This is a genomic window from Lysinibacillus sp. Ag94 (assembly GCF_023242215.1).
Lineage (GTDB): Bacteria > Bacillota > Bacilli > Bacillales_A > Planococcaceae > Lysinibacillus.
In genome coordinates, this window is sequence record NZ_CP096780.1 from 4,380,656 (window position 1) to 4,404,804 (window position 24,149).

The 24,149-nt window shown below is 36.2% G+C and carries 25 protein-coding genes; 8 read left to right on the plus strand and 17 right to left on the minus strand.

Annotated elements, in window-relative coordinates; genetic code table 11:
• Window positions 1-72: 72 nt before the first annotated feature.
• Complete coding sequence (locus MY533_RS20740) at window positions 73-1,473, minus strand: amino acid permease (protein ID WP_132361265.1); 1,401 nt, start codon at window positions 1,471-1,473, stop codon at window positions 73-75.
• Window positions 1,474-1,950: 477 nt separating this feature from the next.
• On the opposite strand from MY533_RS20740, the gene MY533_RS20745 reads away from it, so the two are divergent.
• A complete protein-coding gene (locus MY533_RS20745) occupies window positions 1,951-2,703 on the plus strand; it encodes an IclR family transcriptional regulator (protein WP_248717423.1) in 753 nt (250 codons plus the stop codon).
• A gap of 315 nt (window positions 2,704-3,018) precedes the next feature.
• A complete protein-coding gene (locus MY533_RS20750; RefSeq protein ID WP_132361261.1) occupies window positions 3,019-3,954 on the plus strand; it encodes an aldo/keto reductase in 936 nt (311 codons plus the stop codon).
• Window positions 3,955-3,999: 45 nt separating this feature from the next.
• On the opposite strand, the gene MY533_RS20755 is transcribed toward MY533_RS20750, so the two are convergent.
• From MY533_RS20755 to MY533_RS20775, 5 genes are all read right to left on the minus strand, one after another.
• The gene (locus MY533_RS20755; RefSeq protein ID WP_248717424.1) at window positions 4,000-4,608 is read right to left on the minus strand and encodes a flavin reductase family protein; all 609 of its coding nucleotides are present in this window, start codon (window positions 4,606-4,608) and stop codon (window positions 4,000-4,002) included.
• A 14-nt stretch (window positions 4,609-4,622) separates the two neighbouring features.
• Window positions 4,623-5,561 carry a ring-cleaving dioxygenase gene (locus MY533_RS20760; protein WP_248717425.1) on the minus strand — a complete coding sequence of 313 codons (939 nt, stop codon included), beginning with the start codon at window positions 5,559-5,561 and terminating at the stop codon, window positions 4,623-4,625.
• A gap of 225 nt (window positions 5,562-5,786) precedes the next feature.
• Window positions 5,787-6,380: an NADPH-dependent FMN reductase gene (locus MY533_RS20765; protein ID WP_132361257.1), complete on the minus strand. Its 594-nt coding sequence runs from the start codon at window positions 6,378-6,380 to the stop codon at window positions 5,787-5,789.
• A gap of 335 nt (window positions 6,381-6,715) precedes the next feature.
• A complete protein-coding gene (locus MY533_RS20770) occupies window positions 6,716-7,060 on the minus strand; it encodes a YunG family protein (protein WP_248717426.1) in 345 nt (114 codons plus the stop codon).
• 27 nt (window positions 7,061-7,087) lie between these two features.
• The gene (locus MY533_RS20775) at window positions 7,088-7,612 is read right to left on the minus strand and encodes a GNAT family N-acetyltransferase (protein ID WP_248717427.1); all 525 of its coding nucleotides are present in this window, start codon (window positions 7,610-7,612) and stop codon (window positions 7,088-7,090) included.
• Between the two features lie 298 nt (window positions 7,613-7,910).
• Between MY533_RS20775 and MY533_RS20780 the strand changes: the two genes are divergently transcribed.
• The 3 genes from MY533_RS20780 to MY533_RS20790 are packed head-to-tail and all read left to right on the plus strand — an operon-like array spanning window position 7,911 to window position 10,229.
• A complete protein-coding gene (locus MY533_RS20780) occupies window positions 7,911-8,252 on the plus strand; it encodes a PadR family transcriptional regulator (protein WP_248717428.1) in 342 nt (113 codons plus the stop codon).
• Window positions 8,249-8,746: a hypothetical protein gene (locus MY533_RS20785; RefSeq protein WP_248717429.1), complete on the plus strand. Its 498-nt coding sequence runs from the start codon at window positions 8,249-8,251 to the stop codon at window positions 8,744-8,746. The genes MY533_RS20780 and MY533_RS20785 overlap by 4 nt, the downstream gene beginning before the upstream one ends.
• Window positions 8,747-8,753: 7 nt before the next feature.
• Complete coding sequence (locus tag MY533_RS20790) at window positions 8,754-10,229, plus strand: serine hydrolase domain-containing protein (protein ID WP_248717430.1); 1,476 nt, start codon at window positions 8,754-8,756, stop codon at window positions 10,227-10,229.
• A 48-nt stretch (window positions 10,230-10,277) separates the two neighbouring features.
• On the opposite strand, the gene MY533_RS20795 is transcribed toward MY533_RS20790, so the two are convergent.
• The 3 genes from MY533_RS20795 to MY533_RS20805 form a co-directional block, all read right to left on the minus strand.
• Window positions 10,278-10,841 carry a cupin domain-containing protein gene (locus MY533_RS20795; protein WP_248717431.1) on the minus strand — a complete coding sequence of 188 codons (564 nt, stop codon included), beginning with the start codon at window positions 10,839-10,841 and terminating at the stop codon, window positions 10,278-10,280.
• Between the two features lie 100 nt (window positions 10,842-10,941).
• On the minus strand, window positions 10,942-11,163 hold the full coding sequence (locus MY533_RS20800; RefSeq protein ID WP_132361243.1) for a helix-turn-helix domain-containing protein: 222 nt from the start codon (window positions 11,161-11,163) through the stop codon (window positions 10,942-10,944).
• A gap of 12 nt (window positions 11,164-11,175) precedes the next feature.
• The gene (locus tag MY533_RS20805) at window positions 11,176-11,814 is read right to left on the minus strand and encodes a DUF2975 domain-containing protein (RefSeq protein WP_248717432.1); all 639 of its coding nucleotides are present in this window, start codon (window positions 11,812-11,814) and stop codon (window positions 11,176-11,178) included.
• 245 nt (window positions 11,815-12,059) lie between these two features.
• On the opposite strand from MY533_RS20805, the gene MY533_RS20810 reads away from it, so the two are divergent.
• Window positions 12,060-12,899 carry a YitT family protein gene (locus tag MY533_RS20810; RefSeq protein ID WP_248717433.1) on the plus strand — a complete coding sequence of 280 codons (840 nt, stop codon included), beginning with the start codon at window positions 12,060-12,062 and terminating at the stop codon, window positions 12,897-12,899.
• An 87-nt stretch (window positions 12,900-12,986) separates the two neighbouring features.
• Here the strand turns inward: MY533_RS20810 and MY533_RS20815 are convergent, their stop codons facing one another.
• From MY533_RS20815 to MY533_RS20825, 3 genes are all read right to left on the minus strand, one after another.
• Complete coding sequence (locus MY533_RS20815; RefSeq protein WP_248717434.1) at window positions 12,987-13,907, minus strand: D-alanine--D-alanine ligase; 921 nt, start codon at window positions 13,905-13,907, stop codon at window positions 12,987-12,989.
• 4 nt (window positions 13,908-13,911) lie between these two features.
• A complete protein-coding gene (locus tag MY533_RS20820; protein WP_248717435.1) occupies window positions 13,912-15,360 on the minus strand; it encodes a MocR-like pyridoxine biosynthesis transcription factor PdxR in 1,449 nt (482 codons plus the stop codon).
• 246 nt (window positions 15,361-15,606) lie between these two features.
• Window positions 15,607-16,305, minus strand: coding sequence for a class I SAM-dependent methyltransferase (locus MY533_RS20825; protein ID WP_248717436.1), 699 nt, complete (start codon window positions 16,303-16,305; stop codon window positions 15,607-15,609).
• Between the two features lie 325 nt (window positions 16,306-16,630).
• On the opposite strand from MY533_RS20825, the gene MY533_RS20830 reads away from it, so the two are divergent.
• Window positions 16,631-17,536 carry a PucR family transcriptional regulator gene (locus tag MY533_RS20830; protein ID WP_248717437.1) on the plus strand — a complete coding sequence of 302 codons (906 nt, stop codon included), beginning with the start codon at window positions 16,631-16,633 and terminating at the stop codon, window positions 17,534-17,536.
• Between the two features lie 84 nt (window positions 17,537-17,620).
• Window positions 17,621-18,718, plus strand: a complete 1,098-nt coding sequence (locus MY533_RS20835; RefSeq protein WP_248717438.1) for an ABC transporter ATP-binding protein — start codon at window positions 17,621-17,623, stop codon at window positions 18,716-18,718.
• 307 nt (window positions 18,719-19,025) lie between these two features.
• On the opposite strand, the gene MY533_RS20840 is transcribed toward MY533_RS20835, so the two are convergent.
• The 5 genes from MY533_RS20840 to MY533_RS20860 all read right to left on the minus strand — a co-directional run bounded on the left by MY533_RS20840 (window position 19,026) and on the right by MY533_RS20860 (window position 24,117).
• Window positions 19,026-19,901 (minus strand): ROK family protein, encoded by an 876-nt coding sequence (locus MY533_RS20840; protein WP_248717439.1) that lies wholly within the window; start codon window positions 19,899-19,901, stop codon window positions 19,026-19,028.
• Window positions 19,902-20,030: 129 nt separating this feature from the next.
• Complete coding sequence (locus MY533_RS20845) at window positions 20,031-21,044, minus strand: SIS domain-containing protein (RefSeq protein ID WP_248717440.1); 1,014 nt, start codon at window positions 21,042-21,044, stop codon at window positions 20,031-20,033.
• A gap of 11 nt (window positions 21,045-21,055) precedes the next feature.
• Window positions 21,056-21,994, minus strand: a complete 939-nt coding sequence (gene pfkB / locus MY533_RS20850; protein WP_248717441.1) for a 1-phosphofructokinase — start codon at window positions 21,992-21,994, stop codon at window positions 21,056-21,058.
• A complete protein-coding gene (locus MY533_RS20855) occupies window positions 21,991-22,833 on the minus strand; it encodes a class II fructose-bisphosphate aldolase (protein WP_248717442.1) in 843 nt (280 codons plus the stop codon). Before MY533_RS20855 ends, pfkB begins: the two co-directional genes overlap by 4 nt.
• 552 nt (window positions 22,834-23,385) lie before the next feature.
• A complete protein-coding gene (locus MY533_RS20860; RefSeq protein WP_132361221.1) occupies window positions 23,386-24,117 on the minus strand; it encodes a GntR family transcriptional regulator in 732 nt (243 codons plus the stop codon).
• Window positions 24,118-24,149 lie beyond the last annotated feature (32 nt).

Consider the following 24,149-nt stretch of genomic DNA (forward strand, 5'->3'; position numbering starts at 1 on the left):
TAAAGTTTCATAATTAAAAAAGTGCGAGAAATCAACGTTTCTATAATTGATTTCTCGCACTCTTCATCTTATTTATAGATCTTCATTTTTAGAGCTTATTTTAGCATGCTTGTATCCATAGGCTATATAAATAACTAAACCTATCGCTAACCAAATCAAAAAGCGCACTATAGTAAATGGCGGCAGACTGAAAATTAATACAATACATCCTCCAACACCTACAGTTGCTACAAGCCATAGCGCAGGTACTTTAAATACACGTGGTTGATTTGGTCGTGTATAGCGAAGAACAACAACACTAACTGTTGTTAAAGCAAAAGCAGTTAAACCACCGATGTTAGCAAATTCCGCTAATTCTCCGATCGATAAAAATCCTGATAAGAGAATGCCTGTTACAACAACAATTAACGTTGATAATACAGGTACGCCTGTTTTTTTATTTGTTTGTGCAATACGTTCTGGTAAAAGTCCATCTCGGCTCATTGCAAACAGCACGCGTGTCGCACTTGTTGTATTTGCTATCATCGTAGCAAGCAATCCAAAAATAACTGATACTGCTATGATAGCGCCTCCCCATTGAATCCCAACAGATTCTAGTGCATATACAGTAGGATTTGGAACATCCAACTCAGGAGATGGTACAATACCTGTTAATACTAGTGCAACAATTGCATAAATAAGCGTTAGTATACTTAGACCACCAATTAAAGCTTTTGGTATTGTTTTTTGTGGATTTTTTACTTCCTCAAGAACTGTTGTCACACCATCAAATCCGGTAAAGGCAAAGAACACTAGTGCCGCTCCCGCCATTACACCTGACCAGCCAAACGGTGTAAACGGTGTCCAGTTTATAGGGTTAACGTGAAAAGCCCCAATAGCAAGGAATAAGATAATCGCGCCAACCTTTGCAGCTGTAAATAACATATTTGATCGACCTACATTTTTAATTCCACTCATTGAAATCCAAGCTACAATAAGCCAACCAGCCACAGCTGGTAGATTTACAATCCCACCGTGAGCAATATCCTTTGTTAAAACTTCTGGCAAATGAATTCCCACAGATTGTAAAAACGAATTGACATAGCCACTCCAGCCAACTGCGACTGTACTAGAAATAACGATAAATTCCAATAATAAATCCCAACCGATTATCCAAGCAATCATTTCACCTAACGCAATATAAGAATAGGTGTAAGCACTGCCGGCAACAGGAGCCATCGCTGCGAATTCAACATAGGCTAATCCAACTGCTATTGTTACAAGACCACCTATTAAGAATGAAACAACAACACCCGGACCCGCATGTAGAGCAGCTGTAGTTCCTGGCAACACAAAAATGCCAGCTCCTATTGTAGCCCCTAGTACGTACAGCAATAATTGCAACGACCCTAGTTCACGCTTTAGTTTAAAACGTTCGACTTCAGTTATTTTATTGGCTTGCTCGATTGATTTCTTTCGTAAAAAATTCGCCATAATAACCACTCCACTTTCAAAAAGGAAAATAAATTTCATTTTTATGTATTTTTATCAATAAACAGTATATTATCCGCATTTTCGAATTGAGTCAACAATTAGATTATTATAACAATTTATCTTTTTACTTGAAAATGAGGTAATAGGAGTCTATTTATATGAAACTTTTAACAATCTTAAAATGCCCATTTCACCAGAATCATAACGGCGGCTAATTTACTTTTTCTTCTTGTAATGACTCTATAAAAAGCTCGGTTATTTCCTTCTCAATGACTTCACTTGCCATTCTTTCACTATACATTAGACGTTGTAAATATGATTTCAATAAAGAAAAGCATAAGCATCTCAAATTGAAATTGCACCGCCTATTATAATCCTCTGTAGAGACTTATTTCTATAAGAAACTATCCAAACTAGTAAATCAATAGTAAAGATGGTATTGTACAAGCTAGAAATTTAAAGTTAGGAGAGGGCAAAATGGATTCCTATGAAGTATCGACATTAAAAAAGGGCCTTTTGATTTTAGATGTATTACGTCAAAAGCATTCTCTTACATTAACTGAAATTATGGAAGAATTATCAATGAATAAGACATCCGTTTTTCGCATGCTTTATACGCTCGAAAAAATGAATTATGTCATTAAATATAATAAATACTATCAATTAAATCCGCATATCTTTAGGGATGAGCACTTATATTGGCACAAAGATATACAATGGACGTCTCTCGTGGCGCCATATCAATTAGCTCGCCAAGAAGAAATAACTACTTACATTGGTATTTTGGAAGATTGTGAGATGGTGATAAAAAATGTGATTAGAGAGCCTTTTGACCATCCTGCTTATCAAGCAATCGATACTCGGACACCTATGCATTCAAGCGCACTTGGAAAAGTAGTATTAGCTCATCTGTCAGCTAAAAAACAACGTGAAATATTAAATAGTATTGAACTTAATACATTTACAACAAAAACCTTCTATGATTATGGGCTGTTAATTCCTCATTTACAGGTCATTAAAGCACAGGGATATGCTGTTGATAATGAAGAAACAAATGTAGGTAAAATTTGTATCGCAGTTCCGATTTATGTGAATGAAGAAGTCTTCGGTGCGATTGCTTTGCACGGTTCGACAAATCAAATGAAGAAAACGGCCATTCGGTCATTTGCAAAAAAGTTAGAAGAGGCAAGCCAGCAATTAACGGAAGAAATCCATTACCTGTTAGCATAAAGGAAAATTTCAAGCTAAAAAGGTCTCCCACCTATATAGGTGATGAGATGAATGCAGTTTACGTTACTTTTCAGCGGGTGTCCAAACATCTGTATCCGTCGCTACGCTTTCGGTACAAAAAACATCCGCAGCAAGAAGTAAAACCTCCGGCGGATGTCACGGATTCCGAACGCAATTATGTCTAGGCATAATTGATTCGATCTTCTATTTGCAATTAAAATGCTTTTGTTTCTATATATGAAACTATACCGATGTATGTTGGTAAAATATTTTTTTTACTCTATTCTAATTACAGAAAACAGAGGAGGTAGGAATATGAAATTTCATACATTAAAAAAAACAAATATCAAGATTTCCGAAATTGGTCTGGGGACGAATGCTGTAGGTGGCCATAACTTATATGAAAACTTAAATGAACAAGACGGGACGGAGCTAGTCACAGCTGCACTTGACCTAGGGATAACTTTTTTTGATACAGCAGATATCTATGGAAAAGGGCGTTCAGAGGAACTTGTTGGCGAAGTATTAAAAAAATATTCTAGGGAAGATTTTGTTTTAGCGACAAAAGGCGGCAGACATTGGTTTGAGGATGGCTCTGTAAAAACAAATAATCATCCACAATATTTACGAAGTGCACTTGAAAATAGCTTGAGCCGGCTACAAATGGACTATGTTGACCTCTACTATTTACACTTCCCAGACAACGAGACCCCTCTTGCGGAGTCGATTGGGGAATTATCACGCTTAAAAGAAGAAGGAAAAATCGGAGCAATAGGCATTTCAAACGTAACATTAGATCAACTTGAAGAAGCTAATGTGCATAATGATATTTCAGTGTTACAATCACCGTACAATATGTTAAACCGATCTGCAGAACAAAAATTATTGCCATACTGTGTAAAAAATGATATTTCCTTTATTCCATACGGTCCACTTGCATATGGCCTACTTGGTGGTAAGTATACAAAAGACTTTAAATTGGGCGCTGGAGACTGGCGAATTTCGGATCCTTTATTCCAAGGTGAATTATTTGAACAAACATTACTAAAAATAGATGAGTTAAAAGAAATTGCAGAGGAAAAGCAAACGACCTTACCAAATCTAGCACTAGCTTGGTTATTAGCTCAAGATGGTATTGATGCAGTTATCCCAGGTGGAAAACATAAAAGCCAAGTGGCTACTAATGTGAAAGCAACCGATATCTTATTAACTAAAGAAAATTTAGAGAATATAGAAAGAATTTTAGCATAACGAAAAAATGCGAAAATGCTGTTATATCAACATTTTCGCATTTTTTTATTGAGGACGTTCTAAAGCAAATATTTCTCCAATTTTTGCATAATTCGAGCCAGCTAGTCTGCTAACTGCTTTTAATTTCCTTGGGTCAATACGCCCTTCATTATAAATAGTCTCATCTATATGAAATTGAACAACCTGACCAATGAACAAATCACCCGTCTGTTCGTCGCCATTCATCAAAGGAATTGTTTGTACTAAACGACATTCCATCCGAACCTTTGCCTCTTGAATACCTGGTACAGATATTAGCTCACTATCGGTTAATGTAAATTGAGCTCTATCAATTTCACTTTCACTTACGGGTAATGAAGCTGCCGTTTCATTCACCTGCTTAACATTATCCTCATCTACAATATGCACAACAAATTGTTGCTGATAAAGAATATGTCGAGCGGTATCTTTTAAGCGCCCTTGTGGTCTTTGAATGGCTAGAGAAATCATCGGTGGATTTGATGATATAATGTTAAAGAAACTAAAAGGTGCGCCGTTGATGACTCCTTGCTCTGATTTCGTCGTGACAAAGGAAATTGGTCTCGGAATAATACTGCCAATTAATAATTTATAGTTTTCACGCTCAGTATTTTTTGTAGGATCAATCGAAATCAAACAACTCATCCTCCTTAATCAAGCACACGCACTTCAATCGGAATTAATGTTCTTTCTAATTGTTCACGATGCTGTTCGTATTGAGCTGGTAACATTAATTGACTACCCATTGTTTCAGGTGTTTCATCATGAGCGAATCCAGGTGGATCTGTCGCAATTTCAAATAAAATCTCACCAGGTTCACGGAAATAAATCGCATTAAAATAATTTCGATCCTTCACTTCAGTTACATGTTGTCCATGATTCATTACATACTCTTGCCATTCTAGGTGATCCGCATTATCTTGGGCTCTCCAAGCAATATGATGCACTGTTCCAACTCCCATTTGGCCGCGTATACCAGGAACTACTTTTAAGTCTACTGTATTGCCAATATCAGCACTGGATTTGAAACGAGTATACTCACCTTCCGTTGCTACTTTCTCAAGACCCATGACTTCAGTTAAGACTTTTGCTGTTTCCTCAGGGTGACTCGAATACAATGTTGCACCGCCAAATCCTTTAATCGCAACCTCAGGAGTTACTTCACCAAATGTCCATTCATTTAATTCACCTTCCGCACGTGCCACTAATTCAATATGAAGTCCGTGTGGATCATCAAATTGTATGACTTGTTCACCAAAGCGTTCAGCTTTTTGGAATGGAATAGCGAATTTCGCAAGACGATTAATCCAAAAAGGTAGTGCTCCCTCTGGTACAACATAAGTAGTTACACCAACTTGGCCATCACCAATGCGGCCTTGATAAGCATCTGCCCACGGGAAGAATGTAATAATTGTCCCCGGTTTACCACCTTTGTTCCCGAAGTAAAGATGATATGTGCCTGGGTCATCGAAATTTACTGTTTGTTTAACTAAACGTAAACCTAACACACCAGCATAAAAATCAATATTTTCTTGTGGATGCCCTACAATCGCTGTGATATGGTGAATACCCGCAGTATGTTTTTTCATGTTAACAGTCCCTTTCATGATAAATATATTGTTCACCTATACTTTATCCAATAACGTTCTACCTCAATCTATCAATATGCCTCGGCATAATTGCGTCCGAAAGCAAAACGTCAGCAACAGCACGAAGTTGGTCACTCAGTCGTTGCCACAGGACGTGGCGTTCTTAGGCTGAGTTCCTCTATTTCAGTGGGTGTTTTGACACCCGCTGAAATAAGTTAAACATGATTAACGAATTGTATATAAAGCTTTTGACCAAGGAATTAATTGATCTAACATTTGGTTAACTGAATCTGTTTGTACTTCTTTTGGTTTAAAATCAGTACCATTTTCAAAGTCTGTGAATAGTGACAATGCTGGATGTACACGGACATCTGCAATTAAAAGCTCACCCATAATACCACGTAAATGTTCAGCCGCACGTGCACCACCTACAGAACCATACGATACAATACCTGCAGCTTTGTTATTCCATTCTACACGTAAATAATCTAGTGCATTTTTTAAAGCACCTGTAATAGAGTGATTATACTCTTGTACGATAAATACAAATCCATCTTGTTTTGCAACAATTTCTGACCAAGCTTGAGCGCCTGAAGCGTCTTGCCCTGGTTCACCTAGTAAAGGTAATTTGTAATCAGCGATATCAATAATTGTATAGTTTGCATCCCCTCGTTGATCTGCGATTTCTTTTACCCATTGTGCTACTTGTGGACTTACACGACCTTCACGTGTTGATCCAATAATAATCCCGATATTTAATTCTGCCATTGTTTTTTCCTCCTCTTTTTTTGAAGCAAATAATTTATTTAAAAAACCCATTATGATTACCTCCTTATGATGAAAAGTAAAGCTTTACTTTCTATATGGATCAAAAGGTTCGAATTCATTTATCTTGAATTTATTTATCTTGAATTCGAGATAATAATAACACGATGGTTTCATTTACGTCAACATGTTTGTTTAAATATTTAAAAAAGCAGAGCTGTTAACACTCTGCTTCAGCTTGTAGACCAAAGGATAAATATAAAATAATGCGTATCAATAAACAAAGGTTGATTTTCACTCCGAGTAGGCGCTTTCCGCGGGCTTGGCTTCAAAATGAATATCAGTATCTTTCGCTTAAATCAACATACAAAAAGTAGCTACAGTTGACCCTAGCTTTTTCCTAAATACTCATGAACCCGTGATTTTAGATAGCTATATTGAATATCGTTCGTATCTTGGAAAGCCTCTTCCCTACTAGAACGAACATCCTGATAGTCGAGATTGTACGAAAATTGTTCTTGTGTAAAATCCTTTCTGACCCCACCGAGAATATTATAAAAATGCCAGCCTTCATCAAGCCACGTTTTATAAATTTCGCCTCCCAGGATATCATTTACAACTAATGCAGTGACTCCGCATTGGCCTTTTGCAGGATTATTTAAGCTCCATTTTGAGCTAGATTGAATGGACCAGGATTTTTTAAAAGCTGTTAACAAATCATTTTCTGTAGACATTCCTCAACGTCCTTTTCTACTATAGTTTTAATATGGTATGTCATCGATTTTAATAGGCGTTGTTCTACCTAAAACCCAATCATCTTTGATTGCACCATAAACGATACTATCTGTCACAGTACCATCAACATTTTCCCAAGCATTTCTTAAATAGCCCTCTTTTACAAAACCAGCTTTCACAAAACATTTCCTCATTTGCATATTATCAACTCTCGTATAACCTTCGATACGAATCTTATCTTTTTCTCCAAATAGGTAATCTTGTAACCAAAGGAGGGTTTTTACACCGTATCCTTTTCCTCTATAACGCATATCTAAACGGATATCGAATAACGGGATCGTATCACTTATGTCATGAATGATAATAATCCCGACCTTTTTTTCATTATCAACTATCCAATGTGTTTCGCGATCGCTGTGATAATATCCTTCTGTATATGCTTTTCGCACGGATTCCTCTTTTAAATGTTGATCAGTATGATACATCCACTTGTTTTGAGTTAACAAAGCTACTAAATCTTCAATTTCATGTCCTAATAGTTTATATTCCATTTATATTATCCTCCAATGAATAATAATGAACACCACCATACGTAGAGTTCCGTTCCACTAGGTGCTTTGGCCGGAAGAAAGCATACCTCTACTGAAGCCTAGATTCTACTAACCATACTTTAACAAGTGCTGTTAGGATGTGCAAAAGGTATTGGCATAAATTTTACATTTCTTCTATAAGATTTAAGTAGGTCATCATGCAGGATATGTGATCGAATATTTCATCATTACCTCTCGAAAGTATTCACAACAAAAATATATACTTGAAAGAAGTATATATTTTTGTTAAATTTAACCTATGGATAGAACAAGTTTAATAAAAGGTCATTTAGAAATGTGTGTATTGTCTATTTTGTCTAAGAAAAAAAGTTATGGCTATGAAATTATGAAAGAGTTAGAAAAACACAATTTGAAATTGAAGGGAGTAGGCAGCATTTATCCCATCTTGACTAAGTTAAAAGATCAAGAATGGGTTGATACTTACCGTGAAATGACAGACAACGGAAAAGTCAGAGTTTATTATGAAATCAATGAAAAAGGAAAAGTTTATCTTCAAAAAAAAATCAATGAATGGTTGGAGTTGCAACAAGACATAAAATCCCTACTTCAAAGCGGTCTGAAAGGAGAACTTATTGAATGAGTATGGAATTAAGTTTAGTAGAAAAACAATATGTAACCGAAGTTCTAACTGAGTTAAAACAGTATCGTATTAGCTCAAAAGAAAGAAAGAATATAAAGCAACAGCTTTTAGAGCATATCCAAGAATCTCGTGACAATGGAATTGATAGTATAAATGATCTGGGAGATACTACGACATTTATTAAAGATTTTTTAGAGATTAAAGGTATAGATCTTCATTCGGAAATAAAACAAATGCGGAAAAGTCGACCTGGAATATCAATAGTTCTTGGGTTTTGTACTTTTATTATTGCCTATCTTGCTTGTCAGCTACTACTATCGATGTTTTTAACAGATTCCTTTAATCCGCAAAAGACTATGGCAACATTCCATTATAATATTGTTTATCAGATTTCTGATGTTGCTTGGTGGAACTTCTTGCTAATTTCAATCAGTATTTCTACGTCCTCTTTAATATCTTTACTTGCAATAAAAATTTTTGGAGGAAATAGGTGAAATAACAATGAAAAAAAAACCAATATATAAAGCTATATTAGTTTGTTTCTTAGTAATTCCACTTTATCTATTTCAACTAGTCTCACAAATCTCCACAGAAGCCGCAGAACAAGATGTTAAGAGTACTATAGATAAGTATGTTGAAAACTTTTTAGAAGAGCAGCGAATTCCAGGGGCATCTATTGCAATTGTTCATAAAAATGATATCTTTTATTCAAAATCATGGGGTGTAACAGGAGAATCCGAAGAAAAGGTAACTGCTGAAACTCCATTTGTAGTCGGCTCAATTAGTAAATCACTAACAGGCTTAGCCATCATGAGATTACTTGATGCAGGCATTATTCAATTAGATGATCCAGTTCAAAAGTACATGCCTTGGTTTACCCTGAAAGACAAACAAGCCGCTTCTCAAATAACGATTAAACATTTACTTACGCAAACAAGTGGGATAAGCACTTATTCTGGCTTAGCTATATCAGACAAGGAATCTAAAGATTTAAGTGCTATAAAGGACAATGTAGAAAGTTTATCGAATGTGGAGCTGACTGCTGCTCCTGGGGAAAAACATCAATATAGTAATGCTAACTTTTCTATTCTTGGAGCTCTCATCGAAGAGGTTACCAAACAACCATTTTCTAAATATATGGAGGAACAAGTTTTTTCTCCATTAGGGATGAAAAATGCAGCCGCTAATAGTAGCATAGCCTATGAAAAAGGATACTTAGCCGGCTATCAATCATGGCTTGGTCACCCTGTTAAAAGTGCAGTCGCGTTTGATAATGGAGGGACACCCTATGGATATATAACGGCAAGTGCAACAGATATGGTGCAGTATATTAAACTACTTAGTCGCCATGAGCATAACAATTTTTTAAGTAAAAATGCGATGAATCTTTATATATCACCGTTTGTTCAAACTAGTAAATATCGATACTACGGCCTTGGTGTACGAATCTCGTATCCAGAATCCAAAGAAGAAATGATATGGCATTCTGGTTCAAATCCTGACGCACGCTCAGAAGTATTTTATCTACCAGAAACCGATTGGGGCGGGGTAATTCTCACGAACAAAAGTCATATATTAGAGGAAAAGTCACTTCTTTACTTGAAAGAAGGGATTATCAATATTTTAAATGGCAAAGAGCCCGTTGACGCTCCTAAATATACACCTACATCTCAAGTTATAACAATCGCAATTTTATGCTTACTTTTTGTGCTGTTTATTTATCTTCTACTAAAAGTTAAAGCTAAAAATGTGAACAACAGAGGCGTGTTGAGTATATTCGGTCTTATACTTTTAGTTTTGGCCATTATCTCCATTCCATTATTAAGCTATAATACAGGAACACCTTGGCACACTATTAGATATTTTGCCCCTGATATTGCATTTTTGGTCATAGCACTAGTTACCCTTTTAACATTGAATGGCTTATTATCTATATATATTTCATTTAAACGACGACAAAAAAGACAACTTCTCTAAGTAGGAGTTGTCTTTTGTATGCTTGTATGACCACGGAAAAAGCTTCGATTATTCATTGCCTTGACCGTAGCCTGCTTCCGAGGCCATAGCGTCTGCTTTTGTAACATGTACCGTACCAAATGGATGGTTAGGAGGAGCGTATATTGAATAAAGCTTTAGTGGTATATTTCCTGTATTTGTGACGTTATGCCATGTTCCTGCAGGCACTACTACAGCGTAATTTTCATAGACTTTTCTTTCATAATTTAAATTGTTTTGACTAGGGCCCATTTGAGCAAAACCCTCACCCTGTTCAATATATAAAATTTGATCCACATTTGGGTGTACTTCCAAACCGATATTATCACCAACATTAATACTCATTAACGTAATTTGTGAATTCTTTCCCGTCCACAGAGTAGTACGATACGTATCGTTTTGTTTAGCTGCATCTTTAAGATTGATGACAAGTGGCTTGGGCCCATAATCTTTTAATACAATACTTTCGCCATTGGAAAAATGAGAAGGCTCAGCCCTGTTCGCGTACCCCGTCTGATAAGGAGGTGTCCAATAAACTAGCTGATCTCCATAGTTATACATAGGCATGTTTCCGTAATAAGGAATGTAGTACATTTTCTCAATCCCCTCACACATTATAAGGTTATCCTATGCAACTTGTTCCAGAAATGTACGTAAACGCATTTCCATCCTATTGTACGGCTTAGAATTTTTTTTACTCAAAGGTATCCTCATCTTCAGCATACTCCAAAATATCTCCTGGTTGGCAATGCAAGACTTTACAAATTGCATTTAACGTGGAAAAACGTATCGCCTTTACCTTTCCCGTTTTTAAATTCGATAAATTGACAATCGATATATCTACTGCTTCTGCAAGCTCACTTAATTGCATTTTTCTATCAGCTAATACTCGATCCAATCTTACGATAATCGTCAATTTCTTCACTTCCTATACTGTTGCATCATACTCTTCTTGTAAAAAAGAGCCATATCTAAATATCCTACCAATTGTCCAAACTATAAAACTGCATAGTAGTATGCGCCAATTCATATCAAAAAATTTAAAAGAAACGGATTGAATCCATTCAATATTGTCTAATTCATTATTGTTTAAAAACATATGTACTACCGTAGAAATCAAGTATGCTTGAACCGTATTACTTAAAAAACTTAAAATGAATAAACTGCATGCTATTAGCTCTATTCTTTTACTATTTCTAAGAGTAAAGACATCCCCAACAATGACTGATCTAACAAATTTCCATAATAAAACAAAAATTGTCATCACAATCAAAGTAAAGATCATCGAGAGTAAAATTAAAACGATTGTTTCACTTTTATCATAAACAAAATTGCTCATTATATCTTTATTTAAAAAAACAGTTATTCCATTAAATTTAAAAGAAATATCAATATTAGAATCTAAAACTAGTTTACTTACTTTCTCTCCAGAGACAGTTAAAGCTACAACTAATAAACCAAAGAGTAATAAGATACATGATGCTACGATTACTAAAGTAGCTATTAATACTATATTTAATATTCTCAAGCTCATTTTCATATTACGAATTGCTAACGATTGATCCATAACGGCTTCTAACACCCCTTATTATTTTTTTATTTATATTCCTTTCCCCAATTATTAAAGGATATAGTATATATTATAAGCTGATTTCAGTTTCATGAACTATTTTTTAAATTCGACTTTTTCTCTAATAAAGGACATACTAACAAGTGTAGATTTATCATAAACGAACATTCCAAAAAGTATATAAAATGTCTAGAGCTTGATATAGTATGTATTTAGGAAAAAACAATTTGGTGGTGATATATATGAAGAAGTTCATGATGGATTTTTTAATGATTACGATCGGGGCGTTGCTTTTTGCACTGGCAGTAAACTTATTTGTTATACCGAATGATTTAGGTGAAGGTGGCGTTACAGGTTTAACAATCATTGCCTATTACTTATTTGGATGGTCGCCAAGTATTGTGAGCTTTTTGCTAAACGCAGCTTTATTAGTAGTTGGCTATAAATTTTTAAGTAGGCAAACGACTATTTATACGATTATTGCAGTATCCCTCCATTCACTGTTTTTACATTTAACAGAATCGTGGTCGATTTCTTCGAATGAAATTATTGTGAACGCTATTTTTGGCGGGGTGTTTGCTGGAGTTGGTATAGGCTTAATTATAAGAGTTGGTGGAACAACAGCAGGTTCAACAATTTTAGCTAGAATGACGAACAAATATCTAGGCTGGAGTATTAGTTACGGTTTATTGTTTTTTGATTTAATAGTTGCTTTTTCATCTTACTTTATTATCGGAGCAGAAGCATTAATGCTTACTGTTATTATGCTTTATGTCGGAACAAAGGTAATGGAGTTTGTTATTGAAGGTGTAAATCCGAAAAAGGCAGTTACGATTATTTCGAAAAAGCCAGAGGAGATTGCCAGTCATGTGAATGGTTTTATGAACCGAGGCGTGACAGTTCTATCAGGCCATGGCTATTACACGAAGGAACAAAAAGAGATTCTGTATATTGTTATTAGTAAACAGGAAGTTGTAAAGCTGAAGAAAATCGTCAAAGAAATAGACAAGGATGCTTTTATTGCTATTCATGATGTACGAGATGTTTTTGGACATGGATTTATTGAATTATCTAAAGCTTAATAAGACAACTGAGAAAACACCTCTTGTTGAAAATGGGATGATCCCACATCAACATACAGGTGTTTTTTTATTGAACGTTTAGCTACTTCAATGATCCCCATTTCTTCTAACCTGTAAGGAAATTTCAATAATCCTATCTAAAAGTTTTGTATAGGTAATTCCTGCCGACGATGCGCTTTTTGGGAGTAAGCTGTTCTTTGTCATCCCTGGTAATGTGTTAACCTCCATGACATATGGGATTCCATCCTTAATCATCATATCGATTCTGGCGTAAACATCACACTTTAATGCTCTATAGCAAGCCTTTGCTGCCTCGGTAACTCGTTCATATACGGCAGGTGGAAGCTCTACAATTTCCTCTATCGTAGCGGCATCCTCATATTTCGCCTTATAGTCAAAGAACTGCGCTGTATGTTGAATCGAAATAATCGGTAATAGCTCCCCGTCCAAAATGGAGCATGTTATTTCTTCACCTTCTATATATTTTTCAATAATGATTTCAGCATCCCATTTGAATACTTCCTCAATGGAAGTAAGTAAAGAATTTTTATCGTAAACTATTTTCACCCCTACACTGGAGCCACCCGAATTAGGCTTAACTACGAACGGATAGCCTATCTTATCTAATTCATCGAACTGAAGCTCCTCGATATTCGAAAGATGGCGCCAATCCGGTGTTTCAATGCCTTCATAACGTAGAATTTTTTTCGAAATGTTTTTATCCATACACATACTGCTTGAAAGTATTCCACTCCCCGTATACTTAACGCCCATAGCCTCTAGTGCACCTTGAATCGTGCCATCCTCTCCAAATTTACCATGTAGTGCTAATAAAGCAATATCAATATCTCTCACCTTTTCAATAAGCTCCGATGTGTTATGTTCATTTAGTTTAATAGCAACCACTTCGTATTTACTCTTATCTATATGAGCGATCATTTCTTCTCCTGTCATAATAGAGATCTGCTTCTCCGAGGAAATGCCCCCCATAATAACGCCGATTTTCATCTATTCAACTCCCTATTTCATTTTTTAAAGTATCACCAATAATCCTAATACCACGCACAATATCCTCTTCTTTTAGCCGAGAAAACCCTAATCGAAATGTGTTACTGCCCTCACCATTGCAGTAAAAAACGTCACCAGGATAAAAAACAACTCTCCTTTGATAACACTTCTTCAATATTGTACGAGCATCTATTCCTTCTTCTAACTCAATAAAAAGATGAAGTCCACCATCACCCGTCATTCTTTTAAAAGGAATGTATTGGTGGCAAGCTTGACGAGCTAATTCATACTTTTTCTTATATACAAACTTAGCTTTTTTTAAATATTTTTCAAAATAACCATCCTGTAAATATTGATAAAGCACAGCCTGATCTAGTGTCGATGTATGAATAGTACGTGCTCTTTTCATACTTTCTAAACAGTAGATAAGTTCCTTATCAGCTAATATCCACCCGACACGTAAGCCTGGAAAAAGAATTTTAGAAAAGCTACTAATATAAATAACATTGTTGCCCTCACCGATAAAAGTCATTAGCGGTGCTAAATGCGAGCCTGAATAACGTAATTCCTCATTAAAACCATCCTCCACAATTGGAATTTGATATTGTGAAAAAAGCCTAATAATTTCAGCTCTTTTTTCAGAGGATGTCACAATACCTGTCGGATTATGATAGGACGGGATTAAATAAGCAAAATCAAATTCCTTTTCCGATAAGCTTTTCTTAACTTGTTCAATATCGATACCGTCATCCTTCATGTCGATTCCGTGTATGTCAAATCCATGTAGACGAAAAAGCTTTAATGCCGCATGGTGAGTAGGGTTTTCGCAAATAACACGTCCGGATTTTTTCGCTAAGGAAGATAATAAAATATCTAAGCCCTCGGTAAAGCCATTCGTAATCAAAATATCCTTATTGGAAATATCTACACCCTTCATTTCCATATAGTGAAGAAGGTACTCGATTAAAGGTTTATAGCCCTTTGCATACCCGTAATTCAAAACGATATCTCCTTCAAGGGACATCCGAGTCAGAAAAGCTCTTTTAAAATTTTCAACATCAAAAAGCTTCTCATCGGGAGAAACACTATTGAAGGAAATCATTCCTTTTTCCCAATGAATATCTTGCTTCATTAAATCTAGCTCATCAGCTAACAAGGTAACGTTATTCAGTCTCTCCTTCCAATTAAATTCGACAGATGCAGCTTTCAACGTTTCGACTTTCCCTACAAAATTACCTTTTCCTTTCACTGCATAGATCATGCCCTCTTGCTCTAAATCTGCATATGCATTTAGTACCGTATTTCTACTAATCGATAATAATTTACTAAGTTCACGGGTAGATGGAAGCTTTTGATGCTCCAGCAAGTGTCCCTTCATAATCATTTCTTTTAAATAGTCTTTTAATTGACTATAAACCGGACGATTACCTATAAGCTTAAAATCATTAAACACTTCCTTGACCCCCTTGCTTTATTTTTACATAACTGTTTCTAACTCAAAAGGTCCACAGTATAGGGATTTTCCCTTCCTTGTGGTATGGTCCGATTCAAAAAATGCAACCCTTCAAAACGAAGAATTGCACCTATAAAAGACTAATAAAAATACATTTTGAAGTCCTTTCTATCAGCTCGTTCTTTAAGAACTATCGTATTTATTTCTAGGAATAATTAAAAAAGGGCTAGCCTCTCTTACCTCCTCCTATTCCTTTTTAAATAAACCTACTAAAAATCCTTCTAGACCAAAATATTGGTGTTCATCAGATAGGGCTTTCATTTTCCGTATTTCTATTTCCTCTAATGATTGAAATATTTCTTTCAGTTGATGTTCGGTATATCCTAATCCGCCTTCTAAGCTACGTTTTATATATACTTCTTCATCCGAGATGGCTGAACCACCATATGTACCATGTTCCTCAAATGAGCATAAAGCAAAGTAACCATTGGGCTTTAATAGTGTATGAATCAATTCAATATACGTCACACGACGATGAGGTGCTATATGATGAAAACAACCTGAATCATAAATAAAATCAAAGCTCTCTTCTTGTAGATTCAGTTCAAAAATATTAGCGCAAATAAAATCTACATTTACGTCTGCTTCTTCAACCCTTTTTTGCGCCCACTGCAATGCATGATCCGATAAGTCGACACCAACAACTGAACAGCCTTGTTTTGCTAAGTAAATAGCATTTCGTCCTGCACCACAACCTAACTCTAAAACACTATTTGGTCGAATCATCTTTTTTTCAAAATAGCTTACTAGATTTTCATCAGGTTTATTAACGAAAAAAGGTACCTTTTTAAATGTTTGATCATAAAACCCATTCCAAAACCCTTGCGGTTCGCGTAATAAATTATCTAATACTCTTAGCAATTGTTCATTTGATTTGATTTGCATTTTACGCCTCCATTTTGCTTCTATTCAAAAACTAAATATTCTATATTTTCATTATATGGGATAACTCTCCAAGGATGTTAGCCATCTTCCTTCCGAATATAGATAACTATCTCTCCTTCTATTAGTTTTGACACTTCCTATGTTCAGTGAAATACAAAATGTTACACTTGAAATGGCTAGTATTTATCAGGCTGCTTATCGTAATGGCTACACCGTACGTCAACAAAAACATAAGGACTACGGCTTAAGCCCATAATTATTTCCACTGTCTGCTCGTAAGGGAGCCACTCATATGGTTCCTGCATATAAAGGAAGGAGTTATCGAATGAACTTAAATCTCAAAGCATTGTTTTCTACTTACCGTCATTATCGAACAAAGCCAACTGAGTTAATGTATGACTTTTTTTATTTCTACCATCGACAAGCAAATGAATGGTTTTCTGTTTCAAAGCAAGAGATTTCACAGCGTGACTACCAATGGCTCACCGTTTTTTATACGGAGATCACTTCCACAATATCTCAACCATCAGAAATCTGGTATGAATTTTTATATTTGAACGGTGACATACCATCTAAATTATCATTTAGCAAAGCTCGCGTTATTCAGCTCATCTTTTTAAATGATAATCCTCCTGCTGAAGAGTTAAAAGAAGCTACCTTAAACTTTTTCCAGCAAGATACGGTAGTACTTCAGGTTGCCACAAACCGCTTTCTATTAATTGAGGCGATGGATCATTCGATTAATAAAAAGGAAGATTTCATCGCACTTATTCGTACAATTGAAACAGATTTTTTCGTTCAAATTCATTTGTATCAAGGCGAAACTTATGAAATAAATAAGCAATTCCCAAGTAAGTTCCAGCGGGAAGCTCAATGGTTTGAGGAATGCTTACATTATAAAAATGCTGAACAATTTTATTCATTTGAAACGATTTTTCCTATTTTATTAATGCAACAAATGCCTGCTTCCATATTGCAATTTATAGAAGAACAAATTTTAATACCTTTGCAGTCTGATATGGAGTTACTTGATACAGTCAGGACATTTTACGAATGTGGGTTAAATATTTCTTTGACATCAAAGAAACTACATATTCATCGTAATACGCTTAATTACCGTTTAGCAAAATTTCAAGAAACAACAAATATTTCTACAAAAAATCTAGACGGTGCTATACTCGTCTATATCGCTAGCTTTCTCCGATCAAAATTACAAAATGCACAAAAATAATAACTGAAAATTATGCATTTTAAATATTTAGTTTTCCCCTACACTTTTATACACTAAAAAAAACACACAAAGGGGCTTATAAACATGGAAAAAATCATACTTAAAAATATTATTAAAACATATGATGGCGGTGTAACAGCTGTATCTGACTTTAATTTAACAATTCAAGATCGAGAGTTTATTGCACTTGTCGGGCCTTCAGGTTGTGGGAAATCGACAACATTACGAATGATTGCCGGCTTAGAGGAAATTTCGTCTGGAGAATTTTTAATAGATGGCAAGAAAATGAACAATGTACCTTCTAAGGATCGAGATATTGCGATGGTTTTCCAAAACTACGCACTATATCCACATATGACTGTATACGATAATATGGCATTTGGCTTAAAGCTTCGCAAGTTTTCTAAGCAGGAAATAAAAGAGCGTGTCCACAATGCAGCTGCAATTCTCGATTTAGAAAAGTATTTAGATCGCAAGCCGAAAGCTCTATCAGGTGGCCAGCGTCAACGTGTGGCACTCGGTCGAGCCATTGTCCGCGATGCAAATATTTTCTTAATGGATGAGCCTCTATCCAATTTAGATGCAAAGCTTCGCGTACAAATGCGCGCTGAAATAACAAAGCTTCACCAACGATTAAAAACGACTACTATTTATGTAACACACGATCAAACAGAAGCGATGACAATGGCCACTCGTCTCGTTGTAATGAAGGATGGTATAGTTCAACAAATCGGGACACCTGAAGAAGTATATGGAACACCAGAGAACAAATTTGTTGGTGGTTTTATCGGCTCACCATCCATGAACTTCTTTAAAGGAGTATTCCAAGAAAACGGGATTCAGATTGCTGATATTACACTAACTATTCCAGCAGAAAAAAGTAAATTATTAAAAGAACGAGGTTATTTACAAAAAGAACTGTTTCTTGGCATTCGACCAGAGCATATTTATGAAAAATCTTCTGTAAATCCCGAACCGTTCTTCACAGCTGTTGACGCGAATATTGAAGTATCAGAATTAACAGGTGCTGAGCTGATGTTACATGCCCAATTAAATGGTCAGCCTTATATCGCGCGGGTGAACTCTGATACAAAAATTACACAAGGTCAAGTCGCGCATCTACTATTTGACATGTCACGCGTTCATTTCTTTGACTTAGAAACAGAGCAACGCATTCGCTAAAGTAAAGTCTCGGTAGATATCACGGGATCGGAAAGGCGTTCAAATGGGATGTTAGCCTAAAATCATCGCATCTATGCGATAACGGCTAACTTTCCTACATCGATAAAAATAGTTCAGGGCAGTACCGAAATGACCGATTTCGTGTCGACCCTTTTGTTGCTGCCGCTACGTTAGCACCGTGCTTTCGCACAAAAAACATCTGCAGGCCTACGCACAGTATACTCCTTCCCTTCCTAGGGAAACCTACGTTATCCTTTAAAAATAGAAAAAGGCAGTAAACAAACACTCATTTGTTTACTGCCTTTTATTATTTTATCGCTGCTCCGTAAAGACCCGCTTCACCTTTATGAATGCTGCTTTCAATGATTTGTTCTTTCCCTGCAAAAGGTGTTCCTACAAAACGCTGCTGAATCGCTTCTTTAATATAGTCAATGATTTTAGGATGATGATTAAAAAAGCCTCCTCCTAAAACGATACAATGTGGATCAAGCAGTAATATTATTTGCTGCAACTGTTTCTCTACCGATTGGACTAATGGCTCCAAAATCTTATCGACGATAGAATTCCCATTATAGTAAAGTTCCATCATATCCTTCAATACTATCTCCGAATCACCGAGTAGCTTTCTCCCTAATGTTTCAATTGCCGGGCCAGCAACACTCTCTTCTAGTGTAGTTCCGTCATTATCGACAATACTAAAGCCAATTTCTCCAGCTAGTCCGGTTCCCCTTAAAAATTCACTATTAACAACCGTACAGCAAGAAATACCGGTGCTTAATGTAACATAGACCATTGTTTCTTTGGAGAACTTTCTAGCTCGATATTCTCCCCATGTTGCTATATACACATCGTTGTCCATTTTAATATGAGCATGTGGAAACACTTCAGTTAAACGCATACAAATCGGAAAGTTCTCCCAAGGTATATTATTTTGATAAACCGCGATACCTTGTTCAATATCAACGATACCAGGCACACCAATAGATACCTTTGAAATTTCTTTAAACGTAATTTCCTTGTCTGCACATAGCTTTGCAAAGCTATCAATCAAACAAGCAAATAAAGTTTCTCGATTTGTGTTATCACTAGCCACTTCTTTTGTGCTCAATAATTGCTGATTTATATCGAACAAAGCCACGGCTAATTTTGTTCCACCTACGTCTGCTGCTAAAATGTAACTCATTTTTTCACCGCCAATTTTCTTATCCCGCATTAACTACCAGTAGTGTCCTTATTGATTCGGGACAACAGGATGTTCATTTCACAGTAACTTTTACCTCTTTATTATTTACTGAGTGAAGTGTTTCATTTTTTAAAGGCTTACGACTTGCGTTAAATTACGTGGTTTATCAGGATCATAGCCTTTGCATATTGCACGTTGATACGCTAACAATTGGAAATATGGAACTACTTCAACAAGGCGATTCAAGTCATCTATTTCTTCTGAAAGTCTAATGATTAAATCTGCTTCCAAGTCTGCTGAAGCTATACCAATTACACCAACAAAACCACCAAGCTTTTGAATATCCTTTATTAATGCTTGATCGAAGTCCTTCGTTTCTTTTTGTGTAAATAAAATAACGACAGTCTCTTTATCTACAATAGAAATTGGACCGTGGCGGAATTCTAAATTCGAATAGCTTTCACATTCTGTTTGTGTCATTTCCTTTAGCTTTAATGTCGCTTCTTTAGCTAATCCGTTATAAGCACCTGACCCTAAAAAGATAAAACGTTTTTTCGTTAAATCCTCTGTCACTTGCTTTAACTGCTCTCCATTGCCTAATGCTATTTTAACAAGTGCAGGAATTTTTTCTAATTGGTTCATCCATTCAACACGTTGACTAATCTTTGCCGCGTATAGTTGAAGAGCATATAACATATTAGAAAATGATTGCGTCATGACCACACTTTTTTCTGAAATATCGTTTAAGGCAATCACTTCATCTGCTACTTCAGCCATTGGTGTATCACCATTACACGTAACTGCCATTGTACGTATATTCTCTGCTCCGTTCAAATGCTCCAATGCCATAATAATTTCAGAAGTTGTTCCTGAGCGTGAAATACCGATAATATTATACTTTTTATTTGATAGAATGTGAGTATCCGTGTGTAAAAATAGCTCAGATGCTGGGACTGCTACTGCTACTTCTCCTGTTGCCGATTGGTAATAACGTGCAGCTGCGATTGCTAAATAATATGAGGTCCCACATCCTGTGAAAAGAGCTATGTCTACAGCCTCTTCATTGAACGTAAGCGACTGAACAATCTCTTTTGTTTTACCTAATTGTTGAGCTTGTTTCATAATCTCATTATACGTGTGCATAAATAAAACCCCTATCTCTCTTTAATTTTAGTTATTTGTAGCTCTTTTATGAGACTTTGAACAGTCTCCTTTTGTACTTTCGCAATTTCTTTTTCACCTGCATTTGCAGAGCCACATGCAACGGCCCATTTATATGCCTCCGTACAGTCCACACCTTCTGAAAGCTTATAGACAAGGCCTCCTAAAAACGCATCACCGCTACCCACTGTATTCATAACATTAATTTTCGGTGCATTTACTTGGTAAACCCCTAAACGATTAACAAATAAAGCCCCTTTTTCGCCCAACGAAAAACATACATGCTCAATTCCTAAATCCTGTATTTTTTCACCAGCTTGAATGAAGTCGTCTTGCGCTTTAACCTGTTTCCCGATTAATTGAACAATTTCATCCTCATTAGGTTTAATGATAAAAGGTATTGCTTCAACGCCTTGCTTCAAAGCTTCTCCGCTCGTATCGAGAGCAACCCGAACACCTTTTTGTTTTAATAATCGAATAATCATTCCATAAGCAGCCATTGGTATACCTTTAGGTAGACTTCCTGAAAGAACGAAATATTCAGAACAATTCGCTTGAGTTTTAATCCATTTCAGCATTTCTTGCCATTCATGCTCGTAAATCGTTGGTCCGTCTTCTAAAAGCTCGGTCATTTCCTTCGTTTGCTTATTTGAAACGGTTAGACAAATTCGACTTTCGCCCTCTATTTGAATAAACCCTGTTTGCATGTTTTCTTCCTTTAACAGTGCCTTTATTTTTTCCCCATTTAGTCCGCCAACGAAACCACCAATGAACGCTTCACCACCCAGCGTTTGAATGACACGCGCGACATTAATGCCTTTTCCTCCACCTTGCTGCAGCTTCTGCAATACTCGATTAGTCTTACCAAGCATTAAAGAACTCATTTCATATACTTGATCAATGGCTGCATTTAAAGTTATCGTCGTAATCATTTTTGCAGCATCACAATCTTCTGCTCTACTAACTCAATTAATGCCTCTCGTGCAGGAAGAAAATACTTTCTTGGATCATTTTCTGTCGGATTTTCTATAAAAAAGGCTCTTAATTGCTCGGCAAATAAATCTTTTAGCTCTGTTGAAAAATTCACTTTCGCAATACCGTAATTTAAAGATTTACGTACGCTTTCTTCTGGTACACCTGATGCACCGTGCATAACTAATGGCACATTTGTAGCACGATGAATTTCCTGCAGTAGTTCGAATTGTAGCTGTGGTTCTTGTTTATACTTACCGTGTGCTGTGCCAAAAGCTGGCGCGAACGATTGGATACCTGTTTCTTTCACAAAGCGTTCAGCTAGTTTAGGATCAGTGAAAAAGGCCATTTTCTCGTCAACTGTTACATCATCTTCTACACCACCAATTGTTCCAAGCTCTGCTTCGACAGGCACATGAATTGCACTTGCAGCCTCTACAACTCTTTTCACAAGATTTATATTTTCCTCAAAGGGTAACGTAGAACCATCAATCATCACCGACGTATAGCCCGCTCGTAAACATTCCATTACAACTTTATAGGACTCACCGTGATCCAAATGTAGGGCTACTGGTACTTTTGCTTGCTCAGCAGCTGTTTTAGCAAGCGCCATCATATAATGCATTTCTACATATTTATAAGTGCTTGAAGTCGTTTGTAAAATAACAGGTGCACCTACCTTCTCTGCTCCTGCAATAACCGCTTTAATAATTTCCAAATTGTGCGCTCCGAACGCACCAATTGCATAATTATTTCTATAAGCGTCTTTTAACATTTCATTCGTCGTCACTAATGGCATAATCGAGTTCCTCCCTCAATGGGTTGTTGGTATAATTTATAGTATAAAAATTCTGATAACTGATGAAGCATTATTAAAAAGCAATTATGTCAATGAGTTTAAGATGTCTATACAGTAGGAACTCATCGACAAAACAAATGGATGGATTTCCGTTCTGACTGAGCACTTTCCAGAGGTGTCCGATTAGCAGTTTGAGCCAAAAGGGTGTTGGTTACGAAGCCGCTATCACAGGACACGATACTTTTTAGCCTTTGCTCCTTTATAAGGTTTGTTGCAGGATCATCTCTGTGAATGCAAAGGAGTCGTTCAGTCTTGCACACCAATCAAACTTAGCATGATACTTATTTTTATAACGATAAACGGAACTCTTCACGTCTTGCGCGAAAGCAAAGTGTCAGAAGCAACATAAGCAGAAAAAGCACTCGACCCTCAGCAAGTAGTCACCAGAAGCAGAAATCGCCCACATTTAAAATGCCAACATGTACAAAAATTACTTTACCTTGGCCATTTTATTCTTTAACATTATGAAACTCATAGATCGTAACTATGAGTTTAGTTTAATTCTGTATAAAACCGGCAACGATCGCCTCTTACTATTGAAATGCAAAATTCGACTGGCTTTCCTGAAGTATCGAATGCAGTACGTTCTAGTAATAAAGCGGGTTTTCCTGCCTCCGTTTTCAACAAATGTGCCTCATCTTTACTAATAAGAACAGGCTCGAAAGCTTCTTTTGCTCTCACAACGATAATGTCAAAACGTTGTGCTAATAAGCTATACAAGGAAGAGGAACTAACCTCATGTAATATTTCACTATCCTTGATAATACTTTTTGGTAAAAATGATGATTCTAAAACAATTGGTTCATTATCTGCAAAACGTAAGCGCTTCATTTCAATGACTCGTTCATCTTCACCTAATTCAAGACTGTGTCTAACCTTTGTTGAAGGGAATACTTCCTGAATCTCAAGCACTTCATCTCTTGGATTTAAACCTTTTTCTTGAAGCACACGACTAAAACTATAAAAACCACCAAGCGATTGTTCAAACCTTGGCTTTGCAACAAAAGTTCCTTTCCCTTGAATACGGTATAGTTTCCCTTCTTGTACTAATTCTTCAATTGCTTTCTTTGCAGTATTTCGACTGACGCGAAACATCTCCATCAATTGATTTTCAGAATCAATTTTATCCTCCGGCTTCCACTCTCCCGATTGAATCTTAGCAGATAATCTTTGTTTCAATTGATGATATAGCGGGATTACACTAGCTTGATCTAACGGTTTCATCTCTACTCATCCTTCTCCTAGGTTTTGTTATC